Source organism: Paenibacillus silviterrae, from assembly GCF_030167925.1.
Lineage (GTDB): Bacteria > Bacillota > Bacilli > Paenibacillales > NBRC-103111 > Paenibacillus_G > Paenibacillus_G silviterrae.
This window is the reverse complement of the sequence record NZ_JASKUT010000001.1, coordinates 3,350,443-3,364,877: the sequence shown is the minus strand read 5'-3', so window position 1 is coordinate 3,364,877 and position 14,435 is coordinate 3,350,443. Positions and strand designations below refer to the sequence as shown.

5 protein-coding genes, 2 tRNA genes and 7 rRNA genes are annotated in these 14,435 nt (G+C 53.8%); all 14 read left to right on the top strand.

The window, feature by feature from the left end:
• Nucleotides 1-4 precede the first annotated feature (4 nt).
• The 14 genes from tsaE to rrf (QMO62_RS15265) all read left to right on the top strand — a co-directional run bounded on the left by tsaE (nucleotide 5) and on the right by rrf (QMO62_RS15265) (nucleotide 14,179).
• Nucleotides 5-487 (top strand): tRNA (adenosine(37)-N6)-threonylcarbamoyltransferase complex ATPase subunit type 1 TsaE, encoded by a 483-nt coding sequence (tsaE, locus tag QMO62_RS15330; protein ID WP_284642209.1) that lies wholly within the window; start codon nucleotides 5-7, stop codon nucleotides 485-487.
• On the top strand, nucleotides 484-1,314 hold the full coding sequence (gene tsaB / locus QMO62_RS15325) for a tRNA (adenosine(37)-N6)-threonylcarbamoyltransferase complex dimerization subunit type 1 TsaB (protein ID WP_284642208.1): 831 nt from the start codon (nucleotides 484-486) through the stop codon (nucleotides 1,312-1,314). Before tsaE ends, tsaB begins: the two co-directional genes overlap by 4 nt.
• Before the next feature lie 14 nt (nucleotides 1,315-1,328).
• Nucleotides 1,329-1,838, top strand: coding sequence for a ribosomal protein S18-alanine N-acetyltransferase (gene rimI, locus QMO62_RS15320; protein WP_284642206.1), 510 nt, complete (start codon nucleotides 1,329-1,331; stop codon nucleotides 1,836-1,838).
• Between the two features lie 16 nt (nucleotides 1,839-1,854).
• A complete protein-coding gene (gene tsaD / locus QMO62_RS15315) occupies nucleotides 1,855-2,880 on the top strand; it encodes a tRNA (adenosine(37)-N6)-threonylcarbamoyltransferase complex transferase subunit TsaD (RefSeq protein WP_284642204.1) in 1,026 nt (341 codons plus the stop codon).
• A gap of 57 nt (nucleotides 2,881-2,937) precedes the next feature.
• A complete protein-coding gene (locus QMO62_RS15310) occupies nucleotides 2,938-3,060 on the top strand; it encodes a hypothetical protein (RefSeq protein WP_284642202.1) in 123 nt (40 codons plus the stop codon).
• Nucleotides 3,061-3,235: 175 nt separating this feature from the next.
• Nucleotides 3,236-4,770 (top strand): 16S ribosomal RNA (locus QMO62_RS15305).
• Nucleotides 4,771-5,409: 639 nt separating this feature from the next.
• Nucleotides 5,410-8,324, top strand: a 23S ribosomal RNA gene (locus QMO62_RS15300).
• 96 nt (nucleotides 8,325-8,420) lie between these two features.
• Nucleotides 8,421-8,537: ribosomal RNA gene (rrf, locus tag QMO62_RS15295) — 5S ribosomal RNA — on the top strand.
• Nucleotides 8,538-8,868: 331 nt separating this feature from the next.
• Nucleotides 8,869-10,403, top strand: a 16S ribosomal RNA gene (locus QMO62_RS15290).
• A 137-nt stretch (nucleotides 10,404-10,540) separates the two neighbouring features.
• Nucleotides 10,541-10,657, top strand: a 5S ribosomal RNA gene (gene rrf / locus QMO62_RS15285).
• Nucleotides 10,658-10,685: 28 nt separating this feature from the next.
• Nucleotides 10,686-10,762: transfer RNA gene (locus QMO62_RS15280), tRNA-Ile, on the top strand.
• 19 nt (nucleotides 10,763-10,781) lie between these two features.
• A tRNA-Ala gene (locus QMO62_RS15275) sits at nucleotides 10,782-10,857 on the top strand.
• Between the two features lie 192 nt (nucleotides 10,858-11,049).
• A 23S ribosomal RNA gene (locus tag QMO62_RS15270) occupies nucleotides 11,050-13,963 on the top strand.
• A gap of 99 nt (nucleotides 13,964-14,062) precedes the next feature.
• Nucleotides 14,063-14,179 (top strand): 5S ribosomal RNA (gene rrf / locus QMO62_RS15265).
• The 16S, 23S and 5S rRNA genes sit together here with 2 tRNA genes alongside, the layout of an rRNA operon.
• Nucleotides 14,180-14,435: the final 256 nt, after the last annotated feature.

Here is a 14,435-nt window from a genome sequence, read left to right as displayed (position 1 = left end):
TCGTATGATGAAAGAAACGTACCAATACACCGCAGAAGGGCTGGCGGATACGGAGGCGCTGGCGGAACGCTTGGCCTCGTTGTTTATCGCGGGCACGGTCATTACGCTGGACGGAGACTTGGGGGCGGGGAAGACGACCTTCTCTCAATCGGTGGCACGGGCGATCGGCGTAACCGATGTGGTGAACAGCCCCACCTTTACCATTATTAAGGAATACGAAGGGGAACGGTTCCCTTTTTATCATATGGATGTGTATCGGCTTTCCATGGAAGAAGCGGATGACCTCGGCCTTGACGATTACTTCTACGGTGACGGCATCACCCTTGTGGAGTGGGCGTCCTTGATTGAAGATTTATTGCCGCCGGACAGGCTTGAAATTACAATTGAGCATTTGGGTGACAGCGGACGGCGAATTCGGCTGCAGCCCTATGGTGGGCCTTACGAGGCTTGGTGCCTCGAATTGAAGAAGAACGGATTGATTGTATGAGTACACTTGCTGAGAATCAATGGATGCTGGCCGTCGACACCTCAACGAATTCGATGTCGGTGGCTTTGACGCGTGGGGATGTGCTGGTCGGAGAGATCACCTCGGCTGCCGAACGCAACCACTCGCTTTATTTGGTTCCTACCATTCAACGGTTGCTGAAGGAAGCGGGAGTGCGGCCGAAGGAGCTCGCAGCGTTTGCCGTAGGGGTCGGCCCCGGCTCCTATACCGGGGTAAGAATTGGCGTCACGGTAGCGAAGACGTTTGCCTGGACACATAAGCTTGCTTTAATCGGAGTATCTACGATGGAGGCTATGGCGCTAGGCGGTGCGGTGAAGGCTTGGGGCGGCGGTACGCCGGAGGCGGATGGACTTGTGGAAGGCGTTACCCTTGGCGGGAAGAGCTCCTTAGGCAGCGACGATCGGGTGCGGTGGGTCGTTCCGATGCTGGATGCGCGGCGGGGCCAAGTGTTTACCGGTTTGTACGAGGTGCGGGGATCCAAGTGGAAGTGCTTGATTCCCGACGGGATCCGGCTGATGTCCGCTTGGGTGGATGAGCTGCTGAGCGTACTTAAGGAACAGGGCGCCGCTTCGTTCGCAGGCGTTGCCTTTACCGGTGAGCTGGAGCTCCATTTGGAGGAGGTTCGGAGGTTCGCGGGCGACTGTGACACGGCTGTGCTGGAGGTGCCGCATAAGCTGCTGGCCAGGCATATAGCGGAGCTGGGTTTGGATCGCTGGCGGGAAGGGCTGGTCCATGAAGTTCATACGTTGGTCCCGAACTATACCCAGCTGCCTGAGGCGGAAGCGAAGCTGCTGGCTAAGAAATCATAGGGGAGTGGAAGCGGATGGAGACGGATCGGACGTTGTCTTCCTTAAGCGCGGAGCATGTCGCCTTTCGCCCTATGCGCGAGGAGGATATCCCCGTCATCTGTGAGATCGAGGTGGAGTCCTTTGCGACTCCCTGGACCTCCGGTGCTTTTCACAATGAGCTGAACAACAATCAATTCGCCCAATATCTCGTAATGGAAGTGGAAGGACGAATTGCGGGGTACGGCGGGATGTGGCTCATTATGGAGGAAGCCCATATCACGAATATTGCGGTAAGGGAAGCTTACCGGGGGCGAAAGCTCGGGGAGCGGCTGCTTCGGGAAATGATGCGCAATGCCCGTCTGTTCGGGGCGCTGCGAATGACCCTTGAGGTTCGGCCTTCCAATACGGTAGCGCAAAATTTATATGAGAAGCTTGGGTTTTATTCCGTCGGTATTCGCCGCGGTTATTATACGGATAATAAAGAAGATGCCATCATCATGTGGGTGGATCTGCCGGATGTAAACCGTTTGGCCGCCCAAGAATAGAAAGGTTCGGACTTACGTGGATAATAAAGCGAAGCTTATCTTGGCTGTAGAGACCAGCTGCGACGAGACGTCGGTCGCTATCGTTCGCGACGGCAAGGACATTCTGGCAAATGTCGTCTCGAGCCAGATCGAAACGCATCAACGATTTGGCGGGGTAGTGCCGGAGGTGGCCTCCCGCCAGCATGTGGAGACCATTACTTGGATTATTGAAGAAGCTTTGACCGAAGCGGGAGTGCAGGCAGCGGATTTGGATGCGATCGCCGTAACGCAAGGGCCCGGACTGGTCGGCTCGCTGCTTGTAGGGATGGTCGCCGCCAAAGCTCTGGCTGCGGCATTGGAGCTTCCCTTAATCGGAGTGCATCATATTGCAGGACATATTTATGCCAATCAGCTCGTTCATGAGCTGGAATATCCTTTTACCGCGCTCGTGGTGTCCGGGGGACATACCGAGCTGGTGTTTGTCGAGTCCGAAGGGCGCTTTCGCATCATCGGACAGACAAGAGACGACGCCGCCGGAGAGGCCTACGACAAGGTGGCGCGAGCGCTGAAGCTGCCGTACCCCGGCGGACCGCATATCGACCGGCTTGCGCATGAGGCCGAGGAAGCGGTGACGCTTCCTCGGGCGTGGCTGGAGCCGGACTCCTACGACTTCAGCTTCAGCGGGCTGAAGTCGGCGGTGCTGGCCGCGCTGAACCAGGCCAGCATGAAGGGCATCGCGCTAGAGCCTGCGGCGGTCGCGCGGGGCTTCCAGGACTCGGTCATCGACGTCCTGGTGGAGAAATCGCTGCGCGCCGTGAAGGCGTACGGCGCGCGGCAATTGTTGTTGGCCGGCGGTGTGGCGGCCAACAAGGGCTTGCGCGAGGCACTGGGCGCCCGCTGTGCGGACGCCGGCGTGCCTCTGCTGGTGCCGCCGCTCAGTCTGTGTACAGACAATGCGGCTATGATCGCGGCGGCGGCGTTCCTTAAGCTCCGCCGCGGACAGTTCTCGGCCTTTGATATGAAGGCCGAGCCGCTGCTTAAGCTGGAGGGCTGGTCCGTGTAAGAAATTAAAGCCGTTCTTCTTTTATATTAAGGGGAACGGCTTTTTTAATGAGATAATATGGACGGAAAGTTAGGGTTGCATTCTCTTTTTATTTTTGATATATTACTCCTTGTCGCTTTTGAAGCGGCCGGACAAGCTTGGTTGTCAGGCGAACTTGTTGAAAGTTGGAAAGAAAATTAAGCTTGCAATGGCCCGTAAGATGTGATAGATTATAAAGGTCGCTTTTGAGCCGGTCAATTAAACCGCTCGGAGCACTAGGATTTAATTGCCCTTTGAAAACTGAACAACGAGAGAGTGAAAATAAAACGAATCTTCGGATTCGTGCTAGCTTTGAATGAGCAAGTCGAACTTTACTTTATTGGAGAGTTTGATCCTGGCTCAGGACGAACGCTGGCGGCGTGCCTAATACATGCAAGTCGAGCGAGGGTCTTCGGACCCTAGCGGCGGACGGGTGAGTAACACGTAGGCAACCTGCCTGTAAGACTGGGATAACTACCGGAAACGGTAGCTAAGACCGGATAGATGGCTTCTTCGCATGGAGGAGCTTGGAAACACGGCGCAAGCTGTGGCTTACAGATGGGCCTGCGGCGCATTAGCTAGTTGGTGAGGTAACGGCTCACCAAGGCGACGATGCGTAGCCGACCTGAGAGGGTGATCGGCCACACTGGGACTGAGACACGGCCCAGACTCCTACGGGAGGCAGCAGTAGGGAATCTTCCGCAATGGACGAAAGTCTGACGGAGCAACGCCGCGTGAGTGATGAAGGTTTTCGGATCGTAAAGCTCTGTTGCCAGGGAAGAACGTTCCGGGGAGTAACTGCCCTGGAAATGACGGTACCTGAGAAGAAAGCCCCGGCTAACTACGTGCCAGCAGCCGCGGTAATACGTAGGGGGCAAGCGTTGTCCGGAATTATTGGGCGTAAAGCGCGCGCAGGCGGTCTGTTAAGTTTGGTGTTTAAGCCCAGGGCTCAACCCTGGTTCGCACTGAAAACTGGGAGACTTGAGTGCAGGAGAGGAAAGTGGAATTCCACGTGTAGCGGTGAAATGCGTAGAGATGTGGAGGAACACCAGTGGCGAAGGCGACTTTCTGGACTGTAACTGACGCTGAGGCGCGAAAGCGTGGGGAGCAAACAGGATTAGATACCCTGGTAGTCCACGCCGTAAACGATGAGTGCTAGGTGTTAGGGGTTTCGATACCCTTGGTGCCGAAGTAAACACAGTAAGCACTCCGCCTGGGGAGTACGCTCGCAAGAGTGAAACTCAAAGGAATTGACGGGGACCCGCACAAGCAGTGGAGTATGTGGTTTAATTCGAAGCAACGCGAAGAACCTTACCAGGTCTTGACATCCCTCTGAATACGGTAGAGATATCGTAGGCCTTCGGGACAGAGGAGACAGGTGGTGCATGGTTGTCGTCAGCTCGTGTCGTGAGATGTTGGGTTAAGTCCCGCAACGAGCGCAACCCTTGATTTCAGTTGCCAGCATTCAGTTGGGCACTCTGAAGTGACTGCCGGTGACAAACCGGAGGAAGGTGGGGATGACGTCAAATCATCATGCCCCTTATGACCTGGGCTACACACGTACTACAATGGCCGGTACAACGGGCAGCGAAGGAGCGATCCGGAGCAAATCCTTAGAAGCCGGTCTCAGTTCGGATTGCAGGCTGCAACTCGCCTGCATGAAGTCGGAATTGCTAGTAATCGCGGATCAGCATGCCGCGGTGAATACGTTCCCGGGTCTTGTACACACCGCCCGTCACACCACGAGAGTTTACAACACCCGAAGTCGGTGGGGTAACCGCAAGGGGCCAGCCGCCGAAGGTGGGGTAGATGATTGGGGTGAAGTCGTAACAAGGTAGCCGTATCGGAAGGTGCGGCTGGATCACCTCCTTTCTATGGAGTCCATGATGGCTGCAGGCCATCGGACATAATAGCTGACAACTGACATCGTTCCACGATGTAACAGTTGCAGCGAACTCACTCTCCTCGTTGTTCAGTTTTGAAAGGTGCAATGCCTTTCTATACATAGGATGTTTTGCTTCGCTGAAGGCTGAAGGAATAACGGACTTTTAGGACGTTATTCAGTTGAAACAGCAGCGAGAAGCTGGAATAACGGTTTTTCAGACCGCTATTTCGGCGAAAACTAGGCAAAACCGCTCCACAATCGCGTTACAGCAGAAAATAACGGTTCGAAAGTCCGTTATCTGCCTCTGACCGATTCCAAAACCGCAAATAACGTTCTCAAAGTCCGTTATTGTGCGAGCGCCTTTGGTAATCTTGATGCTTGCATCAAAGATTGCGGACGTGCTAAGGTAACCTTCCTGCCGCGGTAATGCGAGCAGCGAAGAACAATCCTTGTTCCTTGAAAACTGGATATCGAAACAAAGCAAAATGTCGAAACATCTATTACGATGTGATGATTGAGCGCATGCGAAATCATCAATCTTTTAGCTGCTAGTGAGAATGTCTTGAGTTTGGAGTGACTTTGTGCGTAGCACAACGGAACGGAGAACCAAGATCATTCGAACGATTGGTTAAGCTAATAAGAGCACACGGAGGATGCCTAGGCACCAGGAGCCGAAGAAGGACGTGGCGAACGACGAAATGCCTCGGGGAGCCGTAAGCAGGCTTTGATCCGGGGATGTCCGAATGGGGGAACCCGCGTGAGGTAATACTCACGTACCACACAGTGAATACATAGCTGTGTAGGAGGCAGACGAGGGGAACTGAAACATCTAAGTACCCTCAGGAAAAGAAAACAAAAGTGATTCCGTCAGTAGCGGCGAGCGAAAGCGGAACAGCCCAAACCAAGGGGCTTGCCCCTTGGGGTTGTAGGACGTCAATGTGAGTGCAGGTTGGTAGGCGAACAGGTCTGGAAAGGCCGGCCAAAGTGGGTAACAGCCCCGTAACCGAAAGCAACCGAGACTCTAGACGGATCCTGAGTACGGCGGGACACGTGAAACCCCGTCGGAATCCGGCAGGACCATCTGCCAAGGCTAAATACTCCCTGGTGACCGATAGTGAAGCAGTACCGTGAGGGAAAGGTGAAAAGAACCGCGGGAGCGGAGTGAAAAAGAACCTGAAACCGTGTGCTTACAAGAAGTCAGAGCTCGTTAAAGAGTGATGGCGTGCCTTTTGTAGAATGAACCGGCGAGTTACGTTTACGCGCAAGGTTAAGGTGAGAAGCCGGAGCCGCAGCGAAAGCGAGTCTGAATAGGGCGAATAAGTACGTAGACGTAGACCCGAAACCGTGTGATCTACCCCTGTCCAGGGTGAAGGTGCGGTAACACGCACTGGAGGCCCGAACCCACGAATGTTGAAAAATTCGGGATGCAGGTGGGGGTAGCGGAGAAATTCCAATCGAACTCGGAGATAGCTGGTTCTCCCCGAAATAGCTTTAGGGCTAGCCTCGGGTGATGAGTCGCGGAGGTAAAGCACTGATTGGGTGCGGGGCCCGCCAAGGGTTACCAAGTCCAGTCAAACTCTGAATGCCGCAGACTTTAACCCGGGAGTCAGACAGTGAGTGCTAAGATCCATTGTCAAGAGGGAAACAGCCCAGATCATCAGCTAAGGTCCCCAAGTGTGTGTTAAGTGGGAAAGGATGTGGAGTTGCAAAGACAACCAGGATGTTGGCTTAGAAGCAGCCACCATTGAAAGAGTGCGTAATAGCTCACTGGTCGAGTGACTCTGCGCCGAAAATGTAACGGGGCTAAACACACCACCGAAGCTATGAGTCCAAATTTTGGGCAGTAGGGGAGCGTTGTAACAGCAGTGAAGGTTGATCGTGAGGACAGCTGGAGCGGTTACAAGTGAGAATGCCGGTATGAGTAACGAAAAGACAAGTGAGAATCTTGTCCGCCGTAAGCCTAAGGGTTCCTGAGGAAGGTTCGTCCGCTCAGGGTAAGTCGGGACCTAAGGCGAGGCCGAAAGGCGTAGTCGAAGGACAACAGGTTGAAATTCCTGTACCACCGTGAACCGTTATGAGCAATGGGGTGACGCAGAAGGATAGTGACGCGGACTGATGGATGTCCGTCCAAGCAGCGAGGCTGGTTAGTAGGCAAATCCGCTAACCGTTAAGGCTGGGCTGTGATGGGGAGCGAAATTCAAGTAGCGAAGGTCATGAGTTCAAGCTGCCAAGAAAAGCCTCTAGCCAGGGAGAAGGTGCCCGTACCGCAAACCGACACAGGTAGGCGAGCAGAGCATGCTAAGGCGCTCGGAAGAACTCTCGTTAAGGAACTCGGCAAAATGACCCCGTAACTTCGGGAGAAGGGGTGCCTCGGTAGGGTGAATAGCCCGAGGGGGCCGCAGTGAAAAGGCCCAAGCGACTGTTTAGCAAAAACACAGGTCTGTGCGAAGCCGCAAGGCGAAGTATACGGGCTGACGCCTGCCCGGTGCTGGAAGGTTAAGGGGAGCGGTTAGGAGCAATCCGAAGCTGTGAACCGAAGCCCCAGTAAACGGCGGCCGTAACTATAACGGTCCTAAGGTAGCGAAATTCCTTGTCAGGTAAATTCTGACCCGCACGAATGGCGTAACGACTTGGGCGCTGTCTCGACGAGAGATCCGGTGAAATTTTAATACCTGTGAAGATGCAGGTTACCCGCGACAAGACGGAAAGACCCCATGGAGCTTTACTGCAGCTTGATATTGGACTTTGGTACGATCTGTACAGGATAGGTGGGAGCCTAGGAAGCCGGAGCGCCAGCTTCGGTGGAGGCGCCGTTGGGATACCACCCTGATCGTATCGGAGTTCTAACCTGGCACCCTGATCGGGTGCGGGGACAGTGTCAGGTAGGCAGTTTGACTGGGGCGGTCGCCTCCTAAAGAGTAACGGAGGCGCCCCAAGGTTCCCTCAGAATGGTTGGAAATCATTCGAAGAGTGCAAAGGCATAAGGGAGCTTGACTGCGAGACAAACAGGTAGGTCGAGCAGGACGAAAGTCGGCTTAGTGATCCGGTGGTACCGAATGGAAGGGCCATCGCTCAACGGATAAAAGCTACCCTGGGGATAACAGGCTTATCTCCCCCAAGAGTCCACATCGACGGGGAGGTTTGGCACCTCGATGTCGGCTCATCGCATCCTGGGGCTGAAGTAGGTCCCAAGGGTTGGGCTGTTCGCCCATTAAAGCGGTACGCGAGCTGGGTTCAGAACGTCGTGAGACAGTTCGGTCCCTATCTGTCGCGGGCGTAGGAAATTTGAGAGGAGCTGTCCTTAGTACGAGAGGACCGGGATGGACGTACCGCTGGTGTACCAGTTGTCTCGCCAGAGGCACGGCTGGATAGCCAAGTACGGAAGGGATAAGCGCTGAAAGCATCTAAGCGTGAAGCCCCCCTCAAGATGAGATTTCCCAGTATGTAAGACCCCTTGTAGACGACGAGGTAGATAGGTTCGGGGTGGAAGCGCGGCAACGTGTGGAGCTGACGAATACTAATCGGTCGAGGGCTTATCCTATAAAGCATATGACATTTGCTGAAGTCTCGAATCCAGTTTTCAAGGCGCAAGTCGCTTTGAACAACAACCTAGATGTTTCTTGGCAGAAGCATCACGTTTGGTGATGATGGCGGAAGGGAACCACGCGTACCCATACCGAACACGACCGTTAAGCCTTCCAGCGTCGATGGTACTTGGACCGAAGGGTCCTGGGAGAGTAGAACGTCGCCAAGCAAAGAGTCCTTTGGGACACCGAAGGACTCTTTATTATGCCTTACCCGAATGACTCCGGATGGAAGAATTCGGACTTGCAAAGAGAATGACAACATGATATATTATGACTCCGCCGCTTGAGAGAGCGCAGCGGAACGCAACAAACATCGTGGATCTGACCTCGCAGGACTACCTCTTGGATGGAAAAACAAAAAGTTGCAAAACATAATGAAATGTGCTACATTCCTTAAGCAGTGAAATTGCCCTTTGAAAACTGAACAACGAGAGAGTGAAAATAAAACGAATCTTCGGATTCGTGCTAGCTTTGAACATGAGCAAGTCGAACTTTACTTTATTGGAGAGTTTGATCCTGGCTCAGGACGAACGCTGGCGGCGTGCCTAATACATGCAAGTCGAGCGAGGGTCTTCGGACCCTAGCGGCGGACGGGTGAGTAACACGTAGGCAACCTGCCTGTAAGACTGGGATAACTACCGGAAACGGTAGCTAAGACCGGATAGATGGCTCCTTCGCATGGAGGAGCTTGGAAACACGGCGCAAGCTGTGGCTTACAGATGGGCCTGCGGCGCATTAGCTAGTTGGTGAGGTAACGGCTCACCAAGGCGACGATGCGTAGCCGACCTGAGAGGGTGATCGGCCACACTGGGACTGAGACACGGCCCAGACTCCTACGGGAGGCAGCAGTAGGGAATCTTCCGCAATGGACGAAAGTCTGACGGAGCAACGCCGCGTGAGTGATGAAGGTTTTCGGATCGTAAAGCTCTGTTGCCAGGGAAGAACGTTCCGGGGAGTAACTGCCCTGGAAATGACGGTACCTGAGAAGAAAGCCCCGGCTAACTACGTGCCAGCAGCCGCGGTAATACGTAGGGGGCAAGCGTTGTCCGGAATTATTGGGCGTAAAGCGCGCGCAGGCGGTCTGTTAAGTTTGGTGTTTAAGCCCAGGGCTCAACCCTGGTTCGCACTGAAAACTGGGAGACTTGAGTGCAGGAGAGGAAAGTGGAATTCCACGTGTAGCGGTGAAATGCGTAGAGATGTGGAGGAACACCAGTGGCGAAGGCGACTTTCTGGACTGTAACTGACGCTGAGGCGCGAAAGCGTGGGGAGCAAACAGGATTAGATACCCTGGTAGTCCACGCCGTAAACGATGAGTGCTAGGTGTTAGGGGTTTCGATACCCTTGGTGCCGAAGTAAACACAGTAAGCACTCCGCCTGGGGAGTACGCTCGCAAGAGTGAAACTCAAAGGAATTGACGGGGACCCGCACAAGCAGTGGAGTATGTGGTTTAATTCGAAGCAACGCGAAGAACCTTACCAGGTCTTGACATCCCTCTGAATACGGTAGAGATATCGTAGGCCTTCGGGACAGAGGAGACAGGTGGTGCATGGTTGTCGTCAGCTCGTGTCGTGAGATGTTGGGTTAAGTCCCGCAACGAGCGCAACCCTTGATTTCAGTTGCCAGCATTGAGTTGGGCACTCTGAAGTGACTGCCGGTGACAAACCGGAGGAAGGTGGGGATGACGTCAAATCATCATGCCCCTTATGACCTGGGCTACACACGTACTACAATGGCCGGTACAACGGGCAGCGAAGGAGCGATCCGGAGCAAATCCTTAGAAGCCGGTCTCAGTTCGGATTGCAGGCTGCAACTCGCCTGCATGAAGTCGGAATTGCTAGTAATCGCGGATCAGCATGCCGCGGTGAATACGTTCCCGGGTCTTGTACACACCGCCCGTCACACCACGAGAGTTTACAACACCCGAAGTCGGTGGGGTAACCGCAAGGAGCCAGCCGCCGAAGGTGGGGTAGATGATTGGGGTGAAGTCGTAACAAGGTAGCCGTATCGGAAGGTGCGGCTGGATCACCTCCTTTCTATGGAGTCCATGATGGCTGCAGGCCATCGGACATAATAGCTGACAACTGACATCGTCCCGCGATGTAACAGTTGCAGCGAACTCACTCTCCTCGTTGTTCAGTTTTGAAAGGTGCAATGCCTTTCAAGTAAATCGTTTGGTGATGATGGCGGAAGGGAACCACGCGTACCCATACCGAACACGACCGTTAAGCCTTCCAGCGTCAATGGTACTTGGACCGAAGGGTCCTGGGAGAGTAGAACGTCGCCAAGCGATTCCACTTTGGTGGATCATATAGTAAGGGCCCTTAGCTCAGCTGGTTAGAGCGCACCCCTGATAAGGGTGAGGTCGGTGGTTCGAGTCCACTAGGGCCCACCATATTAAATTAATATTATTTGGGGCCATAGCTCAGCTGGGAGAGCGCCTGCCTTGCAAGCAGGAGGTCAGCGGTTCGATCCCGCTTGGCTCCACCATAACCTACCACTTGATACCTCGGTAGCAGCGTGGTAAGATGATTTTCCGCTTGTTCCTTGAAAACTGGATATCGAAACAAAGCAAAATGTCGAAGATCATCCGATCTTACAATAGCTACTAGCGAAATATGCTGTTTAGGAGTGACTTTGTGCGAAGCACAACGGAACGAAGAAATAGCATATGAAGCGACAGGTTAAGCTAATAAGAGCACACGGAGGATGCCTAGGCACCAGGAGCCGAAGAAGGACGTGGCGAACGACGAAATGCCTCGGGGAGCCGTAAGCAGGCTTTGATCCGGGGATGTCCGAATGGGGAAACCCGCGTGAGGTAATACTCACGTACCACACAGTGAATACATAGCTGTGTAGGAGGCAGACGAGGGGAACTGAAACATCTAAGTACCCTCAGGAAAAGAAAACAAAAGTGATTCCGTCAGTAGCGGCGAGCGAAAGCGGAACAGCCCAAACCAAGGGGCTTGCCCCTTGGGGTTGTAGGACGTCAATGTGAGTGCAGGTTGGTAGGCGAACAGGTCTGGAAAGGCCGGCCAAAGTGGGTAACAGCCCCGTAACCGAAAGCAACCGAGACTCTAGACGGATCCTGAGTACGGCGGGACACGTGAAACCCCGTCGGAATCCGGCAGGACCATCTGCCAAGGCTAAATACTCCCTGGTGACCGATAGTGAAGCAGTACCGTGAGGGAAAGGTGAAAAGAACCGCGGGAGCGGAGTGAAAAAGAACCTGAAACCGTGTGCTTACAAGAAGTCAGAGCTCGTTAAAGAGTGATGGCGTGCCTTTTGTAGAATGAACCGGCGAGTTACGTTTACGCGCAAGGTTAAGGTGAGAAGCCGGAGCCGCAGCGAAAGCGAGTCTGAATAGGGCGAATAAGTACGTAGACGTAGACCCGAAACCGTGTGATCTACCCCTGTCCAGGGTGAAGGTGCGGTAACACGCACTGGAGGCCCGAACCCACGAATGTTGAAAAATTCGGGGATGAGGTGGGGGTAGCGGAGAAATTCCAATCGAACTCGGAGATAGCTGGTTCTCCCCGAAATAGCTTTAGGGCTAGCCTCGGGTGATGAGTCGCGGAGGTAAAGCACTGATTGGGTGCGGGGCCCGCCAAGGGTTACCAAGTCCAGTCAAACTCTGAATGCCGCAGACTTTAACCCGGGAGTCAGACAGTGAGTGCTAAGATCCATTGTCAAGAGGGAAACAGCCCAGATCATCAGCTAAGGTCCCCAAGTGTGTGTTAAGTGGGAAAGGATGTGGAGTTGCAAAGACAACCAGGATGTTGGCTTAGAAGCAGCCACCATTGAAAGAGTGCGTAATAGCTCACTGGTCGAGTGACTCTGCGCCGAAAATGTAACGGGGCTAAACACACCACCGAAGCTATGAGTCCATTTATGGGCAGTAGGGGAGCGTTGTAACAGCAGTGAAGGTTGATCGTGAGGACAGCTGGAGCGGTTACAAGTGAGAATGCCGGTATGAGTAACGAAAAGACAAGTGAGAATCTTGTCCGCCGTAAGCCTAAGGGTTCCTGAGGAAGGTTCGTCCGCTCAGGGTAAGTCGGGACCTAAGGCGAGGCCGAAAGGCGTAGTCGAAGGACAACAGGTTGAAATTCCTGTACCACCGTGAACCGTTATGAGCAATGGGGTGACGCAGAAGGATAGTGACGCGGACTGATGGATGTCCGTCCAAGCAGCGAGGCTGGTTAGTAGGCAAATCCGCTAATCGTAAGGCTGGGCTGTGATGGGGAGCGAAATTATAGTAGCGAAGGTCATGAGTTCAAGCTGCCAAGAAAAGCCTCTAGCCAGGGAGAAGGTGCCCGTACCGCAAACCGACACAGGTAGGCGAGCAGAGCATGCTAAGGCGCTCGGAAGAACTCTCGTTAAGGAACTCGGCAAAATGACCCCGTAACTTCGGGAGAAGGGGTGCCTCGGTAGGGTGAATAGCCCGAGGGGGCCGCAGTGAAAAGGCCCAAGCGACTGTTTAGCAAAAACACAGGTCTGTGCGAAGCCGCAAGGCGAAGTATACGGGCTGACGCCTGCCCGGTGCTGGAAGGTTAAGGGGAGCGGTTAGGGGTTAAACCCGAAGCTGTGAACCGAAGCCCCAGTAAACGGCGGCCGTAACTATAACGGTCCTAAGGTAGCGAAATTCCTTGTCAGGTAAATTCTGACCCGCACGAATGGCGTAACGACTTGGGCGCTGTCTCGACGAGAGATCCGGTGAAATTTTAATACCTGTGAAGATGCAGGTTACCCGCGACAAGACGGAAAGACCCCATGGAGCTTTACTGCAGCTTGATATTGGACTTTGGTACGATCTGTACAGGATAGGTGGGAGCCTAGGAAGCCGGAGCGCCAGCTTCGGTGGAGGCGCCGTTGGGATACCACCCTGATCGTATCGGAGTTCTAACCTGGCACCATTAGCTGGTGTAGGGACAGTGTCAGGTAGGCAGTTTGACTGGGGCGGTCGCCTCCTAAAGAGTAACGGAGGCGCCCCAAGGTTCCCTCAGAATGGTTGGAAATCATTCGAAGAGTGCAAAGGCATAAGGGAGCTTGACTGCGAGACATACAGGTCGAGCAGGGACGAAAGTCGGGCTTAGTGATCCGGTGGTACCGAATGGAAGGGCCATCGCTCAACGGATAAAAGCTACCCTGGGGATAACAGGCTTATCTCCCCCAAGAGTCCACATCGACGGGGAGGTTTGGCACCTCGATGTCGGCTCATCGCATCCTGGGGCTGAAGTAGGTCCCAAGGGTTGGGCTGTTCGCCCATTAAAGCGGTACGCGAGCTGGGTTCAGAACGTCGTGAGACAGTTCGGTCCCTATCTGTCGCGGGCGTAGGAAATTTGAGAGGAGCTGTCCTTAGTACGAGAGGACCGGGATGGACGTACCGCTGGTGTACCAGTTGTCTCGCCAGAGGCACGGCTGGATAGCCAAGTACGGAAGGGATAAGCGCTGAAAGCATCTAAGCGTGAAGCCCCCCTCAAGATGAGATTTCCCAATTTAGTAAGACCCCTTGTAGACGACGAGGTAGATAGGTTCGGGGTGGAAGCGCGGCAACGTGTGGAGCTGACGAATACTAATCGGTCGAGGGCTTATCCAAAATGCTGCATCGGCAGCACAGCTAACGACATTTGCTGAAGTTTCGAATCCAGTTTTCAAGGCACAAGCCTTGATGGATATTTTCTAACGAAAAATCCGGTTTGGTGATGATGGCGGAAGGGAACCACGCGTACCCATACCGAACACGACCGTTAAGCCTTCCAGCGTCGATGGTACTTGGACCGAAGGGTCCTGGGAGAGTAGAACGTCGCCAAGCAAAGAGTCCTTTGGGACACCGGAGGACTCTTTATTATGCCTTACCCGAATGACTCCGGATGGGAGAATTCGGACTTGCAAAGAGAATGACAACATGATATATTATGACTCCGCCGCTTGAGAGAGCGCAGCGGAACGCAACAAACATCGTGGATCTGACCTCGCAGGACTACCTCTTGGATGGAAAAACAAAAAGTTGCAAAGCATAATGAAATGTGCTACATTCCTTAAGCAGTGAAATTGCCCTTTGAAAACTG